Below are 19,619 nucleotides of genomic sequence, written 5' to 3' on the forward strand. Positions count from 1 at the left end.
TTAATAAAACCGACGCTTTAGGTTGTCACATTAATAAGTAAAGTGTGACAAAGATCTTAGACTACAATTAGCTTAAGAGTAGAATTAACCCCAGAAACGAAGCGAAGAATTAAATAAATACTTTGATATCTTCGGGACAAAATAAATAAAGCTAACGATATTACGTTGGCATAAAAATAGAGAGATACGATCATGAGTAAGTTCTATGTAGGTTCTGAAGTAGGTCAATTACGCCGCGTTCTTATCCACCGTCCAGAGCGTGCGCTAACTCACCTAACACCTTCTAACTGCCACGAGTTATTATTTGATGATGTATTAGCAGTTGAACGTGCTGGCGAAGAACATGATGTATTCGCAAATACACTTCGCGAGCAAGGTGTAGAAGTATTCCTACTACACGATATGTTAGCTGACACTCTTACTGTAAAAGAAGCAAAAGAATGGTTGCTAACGTCACAAGTTTCTGACTACCGTTTAGGTTCAGCTTTCGCAAATGATGTACGTTGCTTCCTAGCTGACCTTCCAAACCAAGAACTCGCTTCAATCCTACTTGGCGGTCTAAGCTATGCTGAGCTACCTGTTCAGTCATCTTCAATGATGCAGGGTATACACGAGTCAACAGATTTCGTTATCGAACCATTACCAAACCACCTGTTTACCCGTGATACCTCTTGCTGGGTTTACGGCGGTGTCTCTATCAACCCAATGGCTAAAGCTGCTCGTCAGCGTGAAACAAACCACCTACGTGCAATCTACCGTTGGCACCCAATCTTCGCTGGCGAAGACTTCATCAAGTACTTTGGTGATGAAGAGAAGAGCTATGACAACTCGACTATCGAAGGCGGCGACGTACTGGTTATCGGTAAGGGCGCGGTACTTATCGGTATGTCTGAGCGTACAACCCCACAAGGTGTTGAGCAGCTGGCATCTAGCCTATTCAAACACGGTGAAGCGAAGCAAGTTATTGCTATGCAGCTTCCTAAGCACCGCTCTTGCATGCACTTAGATACTGTAATGACACACATGCGTGAAGATACTTTCTCTGTTTACCCAGAAGTTGTACGTAAAGACGTTCAATGCTGGAGCCTAACAGGTGATGAGTCTGGCGCAGTAAATGTTAAAGAAGAAGGTTACTTCGTTACTGCAATCGAAAAAGCACTGGGTGTAGGTCAATTGAACCTTATCACTACTGGTGGTGACAGCTTCGAAGCAGAACGTGAGCAGTGGAACGATGCGAACAACGTTCTGACTGTGAAACCTGGTGTTGTAATTGGTTACGAACGTAACACTTACACCAACGAGAAATACGACAAAGCAGGCATCACAGTTCTACCTATCCCAGGTGACGAACTAGGCCGTGGTCGTGGTGGTGCTCGCTGCATGAGCTGCCCAATCGAACGTGATGGTATCTAAGTCTAACGACTAATACCTGACACCACACAATATGGCCGGTATCAATAAATATCGGCCAATAAGAAATAAAACCAAGAGAGACGATCCCCATGACCAAGCAAACTGTTGTTGTTGCACTTGGTGGTAATGCCCTACTACGTCGCGGCGAGCCATTAGAAGCAGATATCCAGCGTCAGAACATTGCTACGGCAGCAAAATCTATCGCAGAAATTGCAAAAGAATATAACGTAGTGTTGGTACACGGTAATGGCCCACAAGTTGGCTTACTGGCACTGCAAGGTTTGGAATACAAAAAAGTAAGTCCATACCCACTTGATGTACTGGGTTCACAAACCCAAGGCATGATCGGTTACATCTTAATGCAAGAACTGAAAAACCTTCTGCCAGAGCAGAATGTATCTTGCATGCTTACGCAAATGAGTGTTGATCCAAACGATCCAGCATTTGCTGACCCAACWAAGCCTATCGGCCCTGTTTACAATGAAGCAGAAGCACGCGAATTGGCAGAGAAATACCACTGGACAGTAAAACCAGATGGTGAGTACTTCCGTCGTGTCGTACCAAGCCCACAACCAACTGGCATTATTGAAGATGACGCTATCACAGCCTTAATTAACCAACAGCACTTAGTGATCTGTACAGGCGGCGGCGGTATCCCGGTGAAGAAAGAAAACGGTAAATTAGTTGGCGTAGAAGCGGTAATTGACAAAGACATGTCAGCAGCTTTCTTAGCAAAACAGCTTAATGCCGACGCACTGTTAATCCTTACCGATGCAGATGCAGTGTTCCTCGATTGGGGTAAACCAACGCAGAAAGCACTGCGTAACACGACCCCAGGCGAATTAGCGCAATACGCTTTTGATGCGGGCTCTATGGGTCCAAAAATTGATGCCTCTTGCGAGTTCATCAACCAAGGCGGCAAATTAGTTGGTATTGGCTCACTGGAAGCGGGTATACGCATCCTTAAAGGTGAAGCTGGCACAAATATTATCGCGGAATAACAGAATAGTTATTCACAARGACCCGATAATACGATAAACAATACATAATACAGGCCGACACCTCGCATCGTCATAACAGAGACAGCGCGTCGGCCAGTGATACCGATTCTTAAGAGGAAAACATCATGGCTTTTAACCTTCGCAACCGTAACTTCCTAAAATTACTAGACTTCACTCCACGTGAAATTCAGCACATGCTAGAACTAGCAGCTGAGTTGAAAAAAGCGAAGTACAACGGTTACGAGCAGCCTCGCCTAACGGGTAAGAACATTGCGCTTATCTTTGAAAAAGCGTCAACTCGTACTCGTTGTGCATTTGAAGTTGCTGCATATGACCAAGGCGCTAACGTAACTTACTTGGGCCCAKCTGGTTCTCAAATCGGTTACAAAGAGTCAATGAAAGATACTGCACGCGTTCTTGGCCGTATGTACGATGGCATTGAATACCGTGGCTTCGGTCAAGAAATCGTTGAAGATCTTGGCGCTTACGCTGGTGTTCCAGTATGGAATGGCCTRACTGACGAGTTCCACCCAACTCAAATTCTTGCTGACTTCCTAACTATGCAAGAGCACGGCCGTGGCAAGCAACTGCATGAAATGACTTTCGCTTACCTAGGTGATGCACGCAACAACATGGGTAACTCTCTAATGGTTGGTGCTGCGAAAATGGGTATGGACATCCGYCTRGTTGCTCCTAAAGCATTTTGGCCWGAAGAAGAGCTAGTTGCTCAATGTCGCGCTATCGCTGAAGAAACTGGCGCGAAAATCACAGTAACTGAAGACGTTCAAGAAGGCGTTCAAGGTTGTGATTTCCTATACACTGACGTATGGGTATCAATGGGTGAAGCGAAAGAAGCATGGGCTGAGCGTATCAACCTAATGATGCCTTACCAAGTAAACATGGAAATGCTAAAAGCAACTGGCAACCCACATGTTAAATTCATGCACTGCCTACCTGCATTCCACGGTGAAGACACTGTTGTTGGTAAAGAGCTTGCTCAAGAATACCCAGAACTAAAAGACGGCGTTGAAGTAACAAACGAAGTGATTGAGTCTAAGCACTCTGTCGTATTCGATGAAGCTGAAAACCGTCTGCACACTATCAAAGCAATCATGGTAGCAACATTAGGTCAGTAATCGACTCTCTTGAGTTTTAAAGATTCGACGTAGAAACCCTTTAAGCTCTTATAATTAATGCCATCCTCCGGGGTGGCATTTGCATTTCTACCGATTAGCACCAAACAAATAAAAACCAAAAAAACTTATTTTTCAGCAAGTTATTACCACCACAGCGACAAGAGCACCCCCACCCTAACTGCATAAAATCCCACAAAATGAATAGTTCACGCAAACGCTTGCGCTCACAGGAAATGGGCGTATAATCCTTCGCAATTTGTCAAAACAGAGATAAAAAATGAACCAGGCAGTTAAGCACAACTTGACTCACTATCGTCGAAAATCGGCGGTGGTTTTATTTTTCTGTTTTTTCAATTTTTTTAAAAAGAGCCTCCTTTTTTAAGGGGGCTTTTTTTTGTCTGCTTTTTGCGTGAGAGCCGACAACTTTAAACGTTTATCTGGCAGACATTACATTCAATGAATACATTGAATGAAAGCGCACCAGAAAAGGTTTAAAAACATTTCTATCAGTTATCTATTATAGGGAAGAGAAGCCATGGCGAACTCGTTGTTTCAAAAACACATCATCTCCATTCCGGAATTAAACCGAAGTGAACTTGAACTTATTGTTGAAACTGCTGGAAAGTTAAAAGCAGAGCCAAATCCAGAACTACTTAAAAATAAAGTCGTGGCGAGCTGTTTCTTTGAGCCATCAACACGTACTCGCCTTTCTTTCGAAACAGCAGTACAACGCCTGGGCGGCACTGTTATTGGGTTTGATAACGGCGGTAACACATCCCTGGCGAAGAAAGGGGAAACACTGGCTGACTCAGTGCAGGTGATTTCTTCTTACGTTGATGCTTTTGTCATGCGTCACCCGCAAGAAGGCGCCGCACGTCTGGCCTCCGAATTCTCTAACGGTGTCCCGATTGTCAACGGCGGCGACGGTGCAAACCAACACCCAACTCAAACGCTGTTAGATCTGTTCTCTATCTTCGAAACTCAAGGGCGATTAGATAACCTGAATGTCGCTTTCGTGGGAGATCTGAAGTATGGCCGTACAGTACATTCACTGACCCAAGCGCTATCGAAGTTTAGCAACATCAACTTCTTCTTTGTTGCACCTGAAATCTTGGCAATGCCTGATTACATTTGCGAAGAATTAGACCAAGCCGGCATCAACTACAGCCTTCATGCCACTATGGAAGAGGTGCTCCCTCAGCTGGATGTCCTGTACATGACTCGCGTTCAGAAAGAACGTTTTGACGAATCAGAGTACGCGCACATGAAGGCCGCTTACATCCTGACGGCACCCATGCTGGCTGAAGCTCGTGACAACCTGAAGGTATTGCACCCATTGCCTCGTGTAGATGAAATTACCGTCGACGTAGATAAAACCAAGCACGCTTACTACTTCCAGCAAGCAGAAAACGGTGTTTACGCGCGTGAAGCACTACTGGCACTTGTACTGAACGAACAACTTTAAGCAGGAGATGACAGCAATGACTAAGGAAACTCAACAGGTTGAAGCAATTAAAAATGGTTCTGTTATCGATCATATTCCCGCAAATGTGGGTATCAAAGTGCTTAAACTGTTCCAGATGCACAAAACCAACCAGCGTGTGACTGTCGGGCTTAACCTGCCATCTTCAGCATTGGGTGCTAAAGATCTGATCAAGATTGAAAACATCTTCATCAGTGAAGATCAGGCTAACCAGCTTGCCTTGTATGCGCCTAACGCAACCGTCAATCAAATTGAAGATTATGAGGTTGTTAAAAAGCTGACGCTGTCGCTACCAGAGAAAATCAATGCGATTTTCAAATGCCCGAATAGCAACTGCATTACGCATAATGAGCCAGTTGACAGTAGTTTTACTGTTACCGCTAAGAAAGAGGATGTACAGCTGAAGTGTAAATACTGCGAGAAAGTCTTCTCACGTGAAATCGTCACTGAGCGAAACTAAGACCCGTAACGTCGTACTGCACATATGCCTTAACACCGGGTTTTACCGCGTTAATAATAAGAAAGCCTGCTCAGTAATGAGCAGGCTTTCTTTTCTCATACCTAAGACACTCTTTATCCGAAAGCTACTTCTACCTTTAAATTATCACTTCTAAAAATACCTGATTCAGCCCCTATCACAACGAACGCTGAACCAAGTCTTTTCAAAGGACTGTGGCATGAAGTTATTTATTCGCTTTCCCATCTCTTTGTCTTGGTGCGGTCTTTTCTCCTGGTATAAATGGGCCTGCAATACACTAACCGCACGCATGCTGGCTACCGTATGCATTGCCGCTACCGTTACCGGATGTATCATGAGCAATGGCCAGATCAGCCAGACGCCATCGAATAATGCCAATCAATTAGTGGTCATTGGGGTGCCCTTATTGCTGGGCGGGTTTGGCTCATCTGTACCCGTCAACAATCGCTACCACATTACCGCCAAGCACGTTGCCCGCTTGTCATGGGATCTCGATGTTATTCACCACCCGTATTGTGATCTGTCCTTAATACGCACCTCTTCCAGGCATGTGCCTCGCTGGGGGCTAATCTTTCCCGATCAGAAGGTCACCCACGAAGGCCACTCTTTACTGGGTAGCAGCATCAAAGGAGAGGGGAAATACCTGCAGGATATCATCGATACCAATACCGACTGTCTGTATTCATTAAGCGATGCACCAGTGATGTCAGGAATGAGTGGCGGGCCCATATTCAATGAGGCTGGCGAGATCGTCGGCATTACCGTTGCGATTGTGCATAACCCGGAAGATCTCAGCAACTTGCGTCCTGCCGAGCGTTATAGCCAATTCATTCCTGCCACCTTAATTTTTGACTGGCTCAAACAGCTTGGTATCGATACCTCTTATGCCACCCCTGAGCTGGCTGACGTAAAAGTCTCCCCTTATGTCAGTCAGTTAAACCAGCAAAAAACTTGTTCGCCAGAGCCCCAAGTGGCTCAGGCAATACCGTCTCAGTCCAGTATAAGGCCCGATAAAACCAACAATAAATATCTCACAAATGAAATGGGATATAATCCTTCTTATTGGTAATTTCACCAGGTTATTATTTGGTGACAGGGGTCAAATTACCCCATTTGAGTTACTGTTATTATTCTTATGCAGAATTATGCAACGCTTGCATAATTACTGTGCCATAAAACAATAACGATACGATCTTTATACCCAATAATAAGGAGTTGCCCGTGAATGGATACGATATGCACGGTGCGATAGATGCGGCGGCAGTTCTAGATGAAAGCATCATGACTGCATGTAAACGCCTACTGCAACAGCAAAGCTTTACCACCCAAGATGATATTCGCCACCAGCTCATTGCGCTCGGTTACGACGATGTCAGCCAGTCAACGGTATCTCGCCTGCTCTCTCGCCTTGGGGTTGCGAAGGTTCCTAATGCCTATGGCAAAAAAGTATATTGCCTGACTGTTGAAAATGAACCCGTACAGGTTGGCTCATCCATTGCGTCACAAATTGAATTCATTACCCATAACCAACTGGTTGTCGTGGTAAAAACCCATCCTGGTGGCGCACAGCTAGTCGCCCGCCTTATCGATATCCAGCCCCATGATGAGATTTTAGGGACTGTCGGTGGCAACGATACGGTAATGGTTGCCCCTAAAGATATCAACCGGATTGAAGAGTGCGAGAAGGTCGTCAAGGCACGACTGGGGATACCCTTTTAATCGGGTATCAGCAAGTTCTGGACATCACACTTTTCTCTTTGAAATGTGCCATGACACTGCGGCATCAAAACCTTTGACCTGCAAGGCGTTGCGCTGCAAACTAGGACGCCAGCATTGATGACTGGCATGACTACTCACGTTGTGAATGACTTAGTAAGGATAATCAATGACTCAAGTTCTACATACTGATCAGGCTCCAGCCGCTATCGGCCCTTATGTTCAAGGCGTTGATCTCGGCAACATGGTTTTGACTTCCGGCCAGATCCCAGTGAACCCGGTTACAGGGGAAGTCGCTGAAGCTATCGCAGAACAAGCTCGTCAGTCACTGGACAATGTAAAAGCGGTTGTTGAGTCTTCAGGCCTAAAAGTTGCTGACATCGTTAAAATGACCGTCTTTGTAAAAGATCTCAATGACTTTGCCACCGTAAATGAAGTGTATGGTAAGTTCTTCGATGAGCACAACGCCCCTTACCCGGCACGTTCATGTGTTGAAGTCGCACGTCTGCCTAAAGATGTAAAAATCGAAATCGAAGCCATTGCGGTACGCAAGTAATCCGGTTTCAGGTTCAAAAAAAGCTGCCTCTGGCAGCTTTTTTTATCAGCCTGAACCCATCAATGATGAATAACATGCTTTAGCACCTGCGGAAACCAGGCCGTAAATCGCTGAGGATCCGTCGCTAATGCTTGCTCTAATTCTGTTTGTGACCACCAGCGATAAGCCATCACTTCGTTCAGATTTGGCGCTATCTCTATTGTTTTAATATTGGCGACCAATACATGATCCAGTTCGTGTTCAGTCAGCTGGTTATCCAACTCGGCATGATAAACAAAGCTTGCAATATCATGTAACTGAGTAATACCGGTAATACCCATTTCTTCTTCTAAACGTCGTAACCCAGCTTGCTCTAGTGTTTCACTAAGCCTTGGGTGTGAACAGCACGTATTGGTCCACAAGCCACCACTGTGATATTTACCCAACGCTCGCTGGTGCATTAGAAACTCTCTTCCTTCTGCCGTTTCACGATACAACAAAACAGAAAAAGCCAAATGCAGTGCACCTTCACGATGCGCTTGCATTTTTTCCTGCACGCCTTGCACCTGACCTTGCGGATCGACTAATACAACCAGCTCTTCAATCATTGCTTATCTATCTTCTACACAATATAAAAAATAAAAAGGACATGTGTTTAACATGTCCTTATTTAATAGTGGCACTTTATAGCAATGGTTCAATGCATAGTGCTCGCTAGTTCGTTTTATTTTAACGATGTAAGCTGGTTTTATGCTGAACGCTTTGCCACTTCGGCATTCAATTGGGCAAGTTTATCTTCCATCATAGTACGACATTTATTCGACAGCTCGCGCACGTCTTCTTTCGATAGGCCTTCGGTGGATACTGGCGGCATCACTTCAACGATCACCACGCCATTATCCCAACGGTTCATTTTTACATTTTCTGTCGAGCTACAAACAATCGGCACGACAGGCACACCGGCACCAATCGCGGCATGAAAGGCACCGGTTTTAAATGGCAGCAAACCGCGGCCACGTGAACGGGTACCTTCAGGAAACATCCATACCGAGACCTGAAGTTGCTTGATCTTCTCTACGATCTGACCGATTGTTCCCACAGATCTACTACGGCTCGCACGGTCAATCAAAATATTGCCCGTGATCCAGTAAAGCTGTCCAAACAGCGGCATCCAAATCAAGCTTTTTTTACCTACCGTTACAGTACGGGGCATGATGGCACCAGAGACCGTAAACAGATCATAGGAATTCTGATGGTTAGCAACATAGATGCTGGCTCCTACATCTTCAGCCCCTTCGGCAAAACGAAATTCCAGTTTCATTCCCAAGATGCGTGACATCTTGCAAAAAAGACGGCCAACGGTATAAACGTTTTTCGGGTTGCGCGGGCTTAATAAGCAGTAGCCGCAACCAAAGACAAACATGAATACAGCAAAAATTGCGACAGCTACAACGCGCAATAAAAATATCATGGAGCTCTCCTCAGCGTACAAGCGTTCGCTAGTATACTCAGGCAAAGAGAAATTACATCAATTATGTGTATATATTGAACGTAAACTTCGTCGCTCTCACAATCCTAAAGCGATTATACCAATCGGCAGAAACAACAAACCCTCCGTATAGGAGGGCCTGTAAAATACGCATACTTTCAGAACGATCGCTTATACCAATCGGAACAACTATCCTGAGTAGAATTATTCAGTATCACCTGACGGTTGCGCATTTGATGTCACTTCGAGTCGGGTCACGCGCTGAAGACCACGCGGCAACATCGTACCCCGGCGCCCACGCTCGCCACGGAAGTTATCAAGATCGGTCTGTTTCAAGCCAAGCTTGCGCTTACCGGCATGTAACGTCACTTGGCATCCTTGTGGCAATACGACTAATTGCGACAAGAACTCTTCACGAGATTTAGAGCGAGCCGCTGGAATGTTGATAATTTTATTGCCCTTGCCTTTACCTAACTGGGGTAAATCTTTAATTGCGAACAACAACATTCGCCCTTCATTGGTGATAGCCAAAATTTCATCATTATTTAAATCAAATATTGGCTGGGGTGGCATCACCGCAGAGTTCTCAGGTACCGTTAACAGCGCTTTACCGCTCTTATTTTTCGATACCATATCAGTGCTCTTACAAATGAAGCCGTACCCCGCATCAGAGCCCATTAACCACATCTGCTCATCTTCAGCCATTAACACCTGACGCATATTCGTACCTGGTGTTAAGTTCAGGCGCCCTGTCACAGGCTCCCCCTGGCTCCGCGCAGAAGGCAAGCTGTGAGATTCAAGCGCATAGCTTCGACCATCCGAACCAATCAAAATAGCCGGCAGGTTACTCTTACCACGCGCATGGGCGAGATAATTATCACCGGATTTATAACTCAAGCTGCTTGGATCAACATCATGACCTTTAGCATGACGGATCCAGCCTTTTTCAGACAACACAACCGTAATCGCTTCACTTGGGATCAAGTCACGTTCGGTCAGGGCTTTTGCTTCTGCACGCTCAACGAGTGGCGAACGACGATCATCGCCATACTTCTCGGCATCCGCTTGAATTTCTTTCTTAATCAACGTGCTTAAACGGCGCTCAGAGCCTAATAGCTTCTCTAGATGATCTCGCTCTTTAGCCAGTTCATCTTGCTCGCCACGGATCTTGATCTCTTCCAGTTTTGCTAACTGGCGAAGTTTGATCTCTAAAATGGCATCAGCCTGGATCACACTCAATTCAAAGCGCGACATCAGCTCGGCTTTCGGATCGTCTTCATTGCGGATGATTTCAATCACTTCATCGATATTGAGATAAGCCGCAAGCAGACCTTCAAGAATATGTATACGCGCAGTCACTTTATCCAAACGGTACTGCAAACGGCGACGTACCGTTGAACGGCGGAATACCAGCCATTCATTGATAATTTGCAGCAACCCTTTTACTCGCGGACGGCCATCAAGCCCCAACATATTCAGGTTAACCCGAAAACTCTTTTCCAAATCCGTTGAGGCAAACAGGTGGTTCATCAACTGCTCGCAATCAATACGGTTAGAGCGTGGTACGATAACAATACGGGTTGGATTTTCGTGATCGGATTCATCACGCAGATCTTCAACCATCGGCAGCTTCTTCGCCCGCATCTGGTTGGCAATTTGTTCCAATAACTTGGCACCAGAGACTTGATGTGGCAAAGCCGTAATAACGATATCGCAATTCTCTTTGTGCCATATCGCACGCATCCGAATGCTGCCACGACCGCTTTGGTATATTTTCTTCAGATCATGACTCGGCGTGATGATCTCAGCTTCCGTCGGATAATCCGGACCTTTGACAAATTCCATCACGTCGTCAAGATCCGCTTTCGGATTTTCAAGCAAATGCACCGCAGCACTTGCCACTTCCCGCGCATTATGCGGCGGAATATCCGTTGCCATACCCACCGCAATACCGGTGATCCCGTTCAACAGGATATGCGGCAGACGCGCCGGCAGCATTTTCGGCTCATTCATGGTGCCATCAAAGTTTGGCACCCAGTCAGCGGTTCCCTGGCCTAATTCACTCAGCAGGACTTCAGAGAAACGTGACAAACGAGATTCGGTATAACGCATGGCCGCAAATGATTTAGGATCATCGGGCGCCCCCCAGTTGCCTTGACCATCAACCAGCGGATAACGGTATGAAAATGGCTGAGCCATCAAGACCATGGCTTCATAACACGCTGAATCACCATGCGGGTGGAACTTACCCAATACGTCACCAACAGTACGTGCTGATTTCTTGTATTTTGCCGTTGCCGATAAACCCAGCTCTGACATCGCGTAAATAATACGGCGCTGTACCGGCTTAAGGCCATCACCAATAAAAGGTAAGGCACGATCCATGATTACGTACATGGAGTAATTCAAATAAGCGTCTTCGGTAAACTTCCGTAACGGAAGCTGTTCAACGCCATCCATTGAGACATCAGTCATCGTGGGGTAATCCGTTTAATATTTTTCGTTGTTAATAGCTGTTCGCTCAGGCAAACAGCCATCAAACTCAATCTTGTGCATATTCTGTATATAGCAGATACGTAATTCGTAAATCGCCTAATTGAATTAGACTTCAGCCATATCGCCTTTATCTTGCAACCAGTGACGACGGTCTTCGGCGCGCTTCTTACCGAGTAACATGTCCATCATTTCATTAGTCTGCTGATCATCATCAATGGTCAACTGAACCAGACGGCGTGTGTTGGGATCCATTGTGGTTTCACGTAGCTGCAATGGGTTCATCTCACCCAGTCCTTTGAATCGCTGGACGTTCACTTTGCCACGCTTGCTACTGAGGCGATCCAAGATGCCGTTCTTTTCAGCTTCATCTAGCGCGTAGTAAACTTCTTTGGCTAAATCGATACGATACAATGGGGGCATGGCAATATAGACATGGCCAGCACGAACCAGCGCTTCAAAATGCTTCATGAACAACGCGCATAGAAGCGTTGCGATATGCAGACCATCGGAGTCCGCATCGGCTAAGACACAGATTTTACCGTAACGTAAACCACTTAAATCATCACAATCAGGGTCGATCCCCAATGCCACGGAAATATCGTGAACTTCTTGCGATGCCAGTACCTGATCGGCAGACACTTCCCAGGTATTTAGGATCTTGCCGCGCAATGGCATAATCGCTTGATACATACGATCGCGAGCCTGTTTGGCTGAACCGCCAGCCGAGTCACCTTCGACTAAGAAAAGCTCCGTGCGGTTAAGATCCTGCTGCGAGCAGTCCGCTAACTTACCCGGCAAGGCCGGGCCGGATGCAATTTTTTTACGGACCACTTTCTTACTGGCACGCATTCGGCGATGCGCATTGGCAATACAGACTTCGGCCAGCTGCTCTGCAAGTTGCGGCCGTTCATTCAGCCACAGGCTGAAAGCATCTTTAATGACGCCAGACACAAAAGCCGCACACTGGCGGGACGACAAGCGCTCTTTGGTCTGGCCGGCAAATTGCGGATCCTGCATTTTGACTGATAACACATAGGCACAACGGTCCCAGATATCATCGGCAGTCAGCTTCACCCCTCGCGGCAGCAAGTTGCGGAATTCACAGAACTCGCGCATTGCATCTAATAAGCCCTGACGCAGGCCATTAACGTGGGTACCGCCTTGAACGGTTGGGATCAGGTTAACGTAGCTTTCAGCGATCAGTTCACCACCTTCGGGTAACCACAACAATGCCCAGTCGGCCGCTTCTGTCTGGCCGCGGAAGGCACCGGTAAACGGTTCTTCCGGCAGCAAGGTGTAACCTTTAACCCCTTCGGCCAGGTAATCGTTCAAGCCATCTTCGTAACACCAGCGAATGGTTTCACTGTTCACTTTATCGGTAAAGACGATCTCAAGCCCCGGACAGAGTACCGCCTTCGCCTTAAGAACGCTTTTCAAACGGGTAACCGAAAATTTAGCGCTATCGAAGTATTTAGCATCCGGCCAGAAATGAACACGGGTCCCTTTGGCGCGGCGGCCACAGGTGCCGACCACTTCCAGCTCGGAGACTTTATCGCCATTTTCAAAAGCGATATCGTAAATCTGACCATCACGTTTTACTGACACTTCAACGCGAGTAGACAGGGCGTTAACCACTGAAATACCTACCCCGTGCAAGCCACCAGAAAACTGATAGTTATCACCCGAAAACTTACCGCCGGCATGCAGCTTACATAAGATAAGCTCTACCCCAGACACCCCTTCGACAGGGTGGATATCTACGGGCATACCACGGCCATCATCGATCACTTCCAACGACTGATCAGCATGAAGGATGACTTCTACTTTACGGGCGTGGCCAGCCAGTGCCTCATCGACACTGTTATCAATTACTTCTTGGCCCAGGTGGTTTGGTCGCACCGTATCGGTGTACATCCCGGGACGGCGTTGTACTGGCTCAAGGCCATTCAGAACCTCAATGGCTCCGGCGTTATAGCTTTTCTCTGTCATATCACGGAAGGTTACTAGAAATTTTTGCAACAATAGTCAGTAACCCCAGCCCGGTTGTCAAGCTGAGGTCAACGGTAAGACCCACAATTGTGAGTCGGTTATAGCCTTAATTGCCGGGTTATCCCCTCAATGTCCGGTTATAGCCTTAAATAAGTAGCAGGTTACACCCCTAGGGTCTGATCACAACCCAAGGAATTGAATAACGTCGGCAGGAAAGCGTTCAAAATCAACAAAACTATGGTCACCATCAGGCTCCAGCGTCTGTTTACAGGCGTAATATTTCGTCACAGCCTGACGATAGTCCAGCACTTCATCGCCCATTTGCTGTAATAACCAGAAGAGTTCAGGGTGTGTGACCTGCTGAACATCCATGGCTTTTAAATCGTCCATATGCTGTGGTTCAAGCCAGTATTTCTCATTGGTATAAGGATTAACTTGCTCTCCCAGATACTCAACCAGCAGCTCATAAGGCTTCACTGCAGGGTTCACCAAAACAGCGGGTAATTGATAACGGCTATTCAACCACGTTGATATATACCCGCCCAGCGAACTGCCAACCAGCCCAATTTTGTATTCTTGTTTCAGCTCACTCACTAATTCGTCAATGAACATTGCAGCCTGGGCAGGATAGCACGGCATTTGCGGGATCACGACGCGAATATCAGGACGATGTTGCTGGCAGTAATCTGCCATCACTCTGGCTTTCAGTGACTGAGGTGAACTGTTAAACCCATGGATGTAAAGTAACAAAGGTTTCATTTAATAACCTGCAGCATCAAATTCGGGGGTAAAGCAATTACCTTGTAAACGCGATACCGCAGTATTTAGCTGCCCGTCACGGGTTAATTCCAGGTAACGCCAACCCGGGGTGATTTTATCCAGGGCAAAATCACTGGAATCAGGCAAAAACTGGATACAAGTCGATGGTGTGGCGAGCACCCGCACCCCACGATAAGTACGATCTAATTCCTGATGAATATGGCCACACAGTATCGTGCTGACCTTCGGGTATTTGCCAATCACCTGCCAGAAGGGATCATTATTATGCAGCTGATGCTGATCAAGCCAGGTACTGCCGGCGGCCAATGGATGGTGATGCAATAATACCAGCGCATGGCGATCCGGATAAGCTGCCAGCGCCTGATCCAGCATCGCAAGTTGCGCTTCGCTTAACTCACCGTGAGGAACACCTGGCACCTGGCTATCAAGCAAAATCACTTGCCAGTAATCTCCGGCCAGCACTTGCTCACATGACTTAATTTGCGCCGAAGGCAGCACCGTCTGCATGCTGGGCTGAAAATCATGATTACCAGGTAACCAGAAGCACGGCTGTGGCCAGCGCGCAATACCGCCAGCAAAATGCTGATAAGAAACTTGACTGTGGTCTTGTGAAATATCACCCGTTGCCACAATCGCATCAAACGGGCGTGCAGCCGCGTCTACAGCATTCAATACTGCATGAAAACTATCTTTCGTCACCACGCCCAATAAGCTACCTGCTTCATCAGCAAATAGATGGGTGTCGGTGATCTGGAGTAGAGCCACACTATCCGGGTTTGTTTGTGGCAGCGAATACGTCTGCAAAACGTCAAAAACCTTGTCTATTAAATTCAAATCTAATTAGTTCAGCATACTTCTGTCGCTGTTTAACAAACCGACTGTTTACTGATCCCATTTTTTAGGCAATATGCCAGCCAGTCTCCCAAAAAGCGATTAACCTGATGTTTCTCGTCTTTTTGGCACATCCGTAAATTCGGATAATCATACCTTGGCTTAAGTCTCGAAATCTGTTGGGCGCTACACACTTCTGCCACTCTGGCATCGTGGTACAACCGAACGGTGAGCTGGGGGATTAAGTATTCTGCTACATCACCAGTGTTGTGCTGCCACAAACATATCACCGTCGTATAACGGGTTGACTCAATAATTTTCAGTCTGTATTCATGCTCAAAAACCTGATATGCGCACTCATCTCCTACCGCATCATTTTTTGGCAGTAATGGAAGCAACTTCGCATAGTTGGTTTCATATAATCGCATGAGACCAGCAAGATCAACGGTGTATCTTTTATTCAATCGGTGTCCTTAGACCACTGGATTTGTAATCGAGAATAGTTTAACTGCAACCATTGTAGCGCAATGATCGAAGCCGCATTCTCTATTTTACCTGATTCAACCCACTGGTATGCCTGTTGGCGTGTCACGACATGAACACGAATATCTTCGCCTTCTTCTTCGAGGCCATGAATACCTTGTGCTCCGGTGCTATCAATACAACCGACAAACACATCCAGCACCTCTGAACAACCGCCGGAACTGGAGAGGTAACGGGTGACTTTATCTAAATCTGTCACCTTCAGGCCGGCCTCTTCGACAGCTTCACGACGCACCACGTCCTGGGCGGATTCGTCAGGTTCAATAATGCCAGCCACAATTTCCAGCTGCCAGGGGGCGCAATCCGCCGCCATCGCACCAACTCTGAATTGTTCAACCAGTACCACTTTATCCAGGACGGGATCATAAGGAAGCAAGGCCGCCGCATGTCCGCGTTCAAACATTTCACGCTCCAGCGTCTTACTCCAGCCGCCGGCAAATAACCGGTGACGAAAGCGGTACTTTACCATCCTAAAAAAGCCTTGATATAACATTTCAGTCGACAAAATATCGACATCATCTTTGCTATACACAATACCATCAAGGCCCGCAGGCATCTTGTTACTCATGCAGTGATCTCCATTTAGCCGTATTTTTTCATTCAAAAGGGCCAACAGCAATGATCAAATTCAACTTTTTTGATAAATGTTATGATTTATTTTAAGTCCATATCGCCAACTGGATGGATTACAATCAAGAGATGCTTAAATAAGCAACGTAATATATAGATTACAATTACATATGATTAAACTTTCAGCGAAATAATGCATAAAACTGCGTTGCGATCAGTTTCAAGCAAGGTATCTTAAGGTACACTCATTATTTGCACCCATTTTATTGTCAGGATCAGGAAAGTCATCCATGAAAAAATTGCTTCCGCTCATTATCAGCGTTGCGCTTGGCGCTTTAAGCCAGGCAGCACTGGCTGATGATCTCGCTGATATCTACCAACAAGCAAAACAAAACGACCCTCAGCTATTAAGAGCTGCCGCAGATAAAGATGCAGCCTTTGAAGCAATTAACTCGTCTCGTAGTGCACTACTGCCACAGATTAACTTAACCGCAGGCTATAACGTAGCCCGTATTGATGGTGATCAAGATGGCTTTAACGGTGGCCTGGGCCTGAGTCAGTCTATCTATAACCGTTCCAGCTGGATTAACTTAGACATCGCCGAAAAGGTTGCTCGCCAGAGTGATTCAACTTATGCGGTATCGCAACAAGCTTTGATTCTGCGTGTTGTAAACTCTTACTTTGATGTCCTGAAACGGATGGATGATCTGGAATTTATTCGCGCAGAAAAAGCGGCTGTTGGCCGCCAGCTAGAGCAAACCAAACAACGCTTTGAAGTCGGTTTATCTGCAATCACCGACGTGCATGATGCTCAGGCGCAATACGACAACGTATTAGCCGATGAAATCATCAAAGAAAATGCGCTGACTAACAGCTATGAAGAACTACGTGAAATCACAGGCCAGGAATATAAAGAGATCAACATCCTGGATACCGCACGTTTCTCCACCAGTGCTCCGCAAACCGGTGTTCTGGATCTGCTAAAAGATGCCGAGAACGAAAACCTGACACTGTTAACCGCGCGAATTTCACAAGATATTGCGCGTGATAGCATTTCACTGGCGGAATCCGGCCATCTGCCTACCCTGTCGTTCGATGCTGGCTATGATTACAATGAACTCAATTCATTTAACGATGAAGGGACTGTTACCGCAGGTATTAACCTTAACCTGCCTGTTTATACCGGTGGCAGAACAACCTCTGAAGTGAAACAAGCACAGTTTAACTACATATCGGCCAGCGAAGATCTGGAAGGTTCATACCGCAGCGTCGTAAAAGATGTCCGTGCGTTTTATAACAATATCAATGCATCGATCGGTTCTGTACGAGCTTATCAGCAATCGGTAATTTCTGCCCAGTCCGCACTGGAAGCGACAGAAGCCGGTTTTGATGTCGGTACGCGTACTATTGTTGACGTATTAGACTCAACCCGTCGACTTTACGATGCTAACCGCCAGCTGGCTAATGCGCGTTATGATTACATTTTAAATCAGATACAGCTTAAGCAGGCCGTTGGTTCGCTCAATGAGCAAGACATCATCGATATCAATGTAGGCTTGATAAACAGTAAATAATAATCGGATCGTCGTGGCCATGAATAAGCACGACGTCAGGTAAAATGTAAAAAAGCGCCATTATCTGGCGCTTTTTTTATGACGATATCTTGAAAAGCACTTATCCTCGTCCGCCACGGATCGATTCAATAATCTCGGTGGTAGAACAGCCATCTTCAAAATTCAGCACCCGAACTTCTCCACCAGCGGCAATCACTTCTTTACCGCCAGCAATCTCTTCCGGCTTGTAGTCACCACCTTTTACCAGCAGCGTTGGCAGGATCTCGCTGATTAAACGTTGTGGCGTTTCTTCCGTGAAGGGAACAACCCAGTCAACAGCCCCTAATCCGGCCAATACCGCCATCCGGCGATCTTCCGGATTGACCGGACGACCCGGGCCTTTCAATGCCTGCACCGATGAATCTGAGTTCACGGCAACAATCAGGCGATCGCCCAATTTGGCGGCCTCATTTAAATAAGCCACATGACCGGCATGCAGAATGTCGAAGCAACCATTGGTCATCACGACTTTCTCGCCGCGCCGTTTTGCCGCTTCCACCGCCAATTGCAACTGCTGCTCGGCCACCACACCAAACCCCGTATCCTGGCTGCCATAGATCGCATCAGTTAATTCAATCGTTGAAAGGGTTGAGGTACCCAGCTTCGCCACCACAACACCCGCAGCTGCGTTAGCCAGCTTACATGCATCAGACAACGATTTACCCGCCGCCAGTGATGCCGCTAACACGGAGATCACCGTGTCGCCAGCCCCAGTCACATCATAAACTTCCTGAGCCTGGGTCGGCATATGCAGGGGCTCCTGATCTTTTTGCAGCAACGTCATGCCGTGCTCACTACGCGTTACCAGCAGCGCATCGAGATCGAACCGGTCAATCAAGGCCAGGCCTTTTTCAACTAACTCTTCTTCGCTGCGCACTTTGCCGGCCACGGTTTCAAACTCTGAGAGATTTGGCGTCAGCAGGGTTGCACCGCGGTAACGCTCAAAGTCAGCACCTTTAGGATCAATGAGTACCGGTACCCCCGCTTCATGGGCAAGTTCAATCATTACACGAATATGCTCAAGGGCACCTTTGGCATAAYCCGATAAAATGACCACTTTTGCATGAGGCAGAGATTGCTTCAGTCGCGGTAAAATCTTGTCGGCATCCACATTGTGGAAGCCTTCTTCAAAATCAAGCCGAATTAACTGCTGACCACGGCTCATCACGCGCAATTTGGTGATCGTCGGATATTCAGGTAATGACACAAAGTCACAGCGCACATCCAGCGAAGATAGCTTTTCTGTTAATGCCTTAGCCGCTTCATCAATCCCGGTCAGCCCGACTAAACGCGCATGGCCCCCCAGCGCAGCAATATTCATCGCCACATTAGCCGCTCCACCAGGACGCTCTTCAACCTGCTCAACCTTTACAATCGGCACCGGCGCTTCCGGCGAAATTCGTCCGGTTGGCCCATACCAATAACGATCCAGCATGACATCACCAACAACCAGCACATCAGCTTGATCATAATCAGGAAGAGTCAGTTTCATTTTTATCTCCGGGATAGTGAAAACGGCCAGATATTAACATAAAGGTATACCCAC

The 19,619-nt window shown here is 46.7% G+C and carries 18 protein-coding genes; 9 read left to right on the forward strand and 9 right to left on the reverse strand.

The window, feature by feature from the left end; genetic code table 11:
* Positions 1–192: 192 nt before the first annotated feature.
* From arcA to L4D76_RS08165, 8 genes are all read left to right on the forward strand, one after another.
* Positions 193–1,413 (forward strand): arginine deiminase, encoded by a 1,221-nt coding sequence (gene arcA, locus L4D76_RS08130; RefSeq protein WP_428440417.1) that lies wholly within the window; start codon positions 193–195, stop codon positions 1,411–1,413.
* 89 nt (positions 1,414–1,502) lie between these two features.
* A complete protein-coding gene (arcC, locus tag L4D76_RS08135; protein ID WP_428440418.1) occupies positions 1,503–2,414 on the forward strand; it encodes a carbamate kinase in 912 nt (303 codons plus the stop codon).
* A gap of 125 nt (positions 2,415–2,539) precedes the next feature.
* A complete protein-coding gene (locus tag L4D76_RS08140) occupies positions 2,540–3,550 on the forward strand; it encodes an ornithine carbamoyltransferase (protein WP_428440419.1) in 1,011 nt (336 codons plus the stop codon).
* A gap of 535 nt (positions 3,551–4,085) precedes the next feature.
* Positions 4,086–5,015, forward strand: a complete 930-nt coding sequence (pyrB, locus tag L4D76_RS08145) for an aspartate carbamoyltransferase (protein WP_428440420.1) — start codon at positions 4,086–4,088, stop codon at positions 5,013–5,015.
* A 16-nt stretch (positions 5,016–5,031) separates the two neighbouring features.
* Positions 5,032–5,493 (forward strand): aspartate carbamoyltransferase regulatory subunit, encoded by a 462-nt coding sequence (gene pyrI / locus L4D76_RS08150; RefSeq protein WP_428440421.1) that lies wholly within the window; start codon positions 5,032–5,034, stop codon positions 5,491–5,493.
* Between the two features lie 217 nt (positions 5,494–5,710).
* Entirely contained in the window at positions 5,711–6,580 is an 870-nt protein-coding gene (locus L4D76_RS08155; protein WP_428440422.1) for a S1 family peptidase, read from the forward strand.
* A gap of 167 nt (positions 6,581–6,747) precedes the next feature.
* The gene (locus L4D76_RS08160) at positions 6,748–7,230 is read left to right on the forward strand and encodes an arginine repressor (protein ID WP_428440523.1); all 483 of its coding nucleotides are present in this window, start codon (positions 6,748–6,750) and stop codon (positions 7,228–7,230) included.
* 166 nt (positions 7,231–7,396) lie between these two features.
* On the forward strand, positions 7,397–7,783 hold the full coding sequence (locus L4D76_RS08165; RefSeq protein WP_318926281.1) for a RidA family protein: 387 nt from the start codon (positions 7,397–7,399) through the stop codon (positions 7,781–7,783).
* 59 nt (positions 7,784–7,842) lie between these two features.
* On the opposite strand, the gene idi is transcribed toward L4D76_RS08165, so the two are convergent.
* From idi to nudF, 8 genes are all read right to left on the reverse strand, one after another.
* Positions 7,843–8,370 (reverse strand): isopentenyl-diphosphate Delta-isomerase, encoded by a 528-nt coding sequence (gene idi, locus L4D76_RS08170; RefSeq protein WP_428440423.1) that lies wholly within the window; start codon positions 8,368–8,370, stop codon positions 7,843–7,845.
* 140 nt (positions 8,371–8,510) lie between these two features.
* Positions 8,511–9,233, reverse strand: a complete 723-nt coding sequence (locus L4D76_RS08175) for a 1-acylglycerol-3-phosphate O-acyltransferase (protein ID WP_428440424.1) — start codon at positions 9,231–9,233, stop codon at positions 8,511–8,513.
* Positions 9,234–9,455: 222 nt separating this feature from the next.
* Positions 9,456–11,726, reverse strand: coding sequence for a DNA topoisomerase IV subunit A (gene parC, locus L4D76_RS08180; protein ID WP_428440425.1), 2,271 nt, complete (start codon positions 11,724–11,726; stop codon positions 9,456–9,458).
* 126 nt (positions 11,727–11,852) lie between these two features.
* A complete protein-coding gene (gene parE, locus L4D76_RS08185) occupies positions 11,853–13,736 on the reverse strand; it encodes a DNA topoisomerase IV subunit B (protein WP_428440524.1) in 1,884 nt (627 codons plus the stop codon).
* A 180-nt stretch (positions 13,737–13,916) separates the two neighbouring features.
* On the reverse strand, positions 13,917–14,495 hold the full coding sequence (gene yqiA, locus L4D76_RS08190; protein WP_428440426.1) for an esterase YqiA: 579 nt from the start codon (positions 14,493–14,495) through the stop codon (positions 13,917–13,919).
* On the reverse strand, positions 14,496–15,320 hold the full coding sequence (cpdA, locus tag L4D76_RS08195) for a 3',5'-cyclic-AMP phosphodiesterase (protein ID WP_428440427.1): 825 nt from the start codon (positions 15,318–15,320) through the stop codon (positions 14,496–14,498).
* A 62-nt stretch (positions 15,321–15,382) separates the two neighbouring features.
* Positions 15,383–15,811, reverse strand: a complete 429-nt coding sequence (locus L4D76_RS08200) for a DUF1249 family protein (RefSeq protein WP_428440428.1) — start codon at positions 15,809–15,811, stop codon at positions 15,383–15,385.
* The gene (gene nudF, locus L4D76_RS08205) at positions 15,808–16,458 is read right to left on the reverse strand and encodes an ADP-ribose diphosphatase (RefSeq protein WP_428440429.1); all 651 of its coding nucleotides are present in this window, start codon (positions 16,456–16,458) and stop codon (positions 15,808–15,810) included. Before nudF ends, L4D76_RS08200 begins: the two co-directional genes overlap by 4 nt.
* Positions 16,459–16,750: 292 nt before the next feature.
* Between nudF and tolC the strand changes: the two genes are divergently transcribed.
* A complete protein-coding gene (gene tolC, locus L4D76_RS08210; protein ID WP_428440430.1) occupies positions 16,751–18,034 on the forward strand; it encodes an outer membrane channel protein TolC in 1,284 nt (427 codons plus the stop codon).
* A 100-nt stretch (positions 18,035–18,134) separates the two neighbouring features.
* On the opposite strand, the gene hldE is transcribed toward tolC, so the two are convergent.
* Complete coding sequence (hldE, locus tag L4D76_RS08215; protein ID WP_428440431.1) at positions 18,135–19,565, reverse strand: bifunctional D-glycero-beta-D-manno-heptose-7-phosphate kinase/D-glycero-beta-D-manno-heptose 1-phosphate adenylyltransferase HldE; 1,431 nt, start codon at positions 19,563–19,565, stop codon at positions 18,135–18,137.
* Between the last annotated feature and the right edge of the window lie 54 nt (positions 19,566–19,619).

Origin of the sequence: Photobacterium sagamiensis, from assembly GCF_050337085.1 — a bacterium.
Taxonomy (GTDB): domain Bacteria; phylum Pseudomonadota; class Gammaproteobacteria; order Enterobacterales; family Vibrionaceae; genus Photobacterium; species Photobacterium sagamiensis.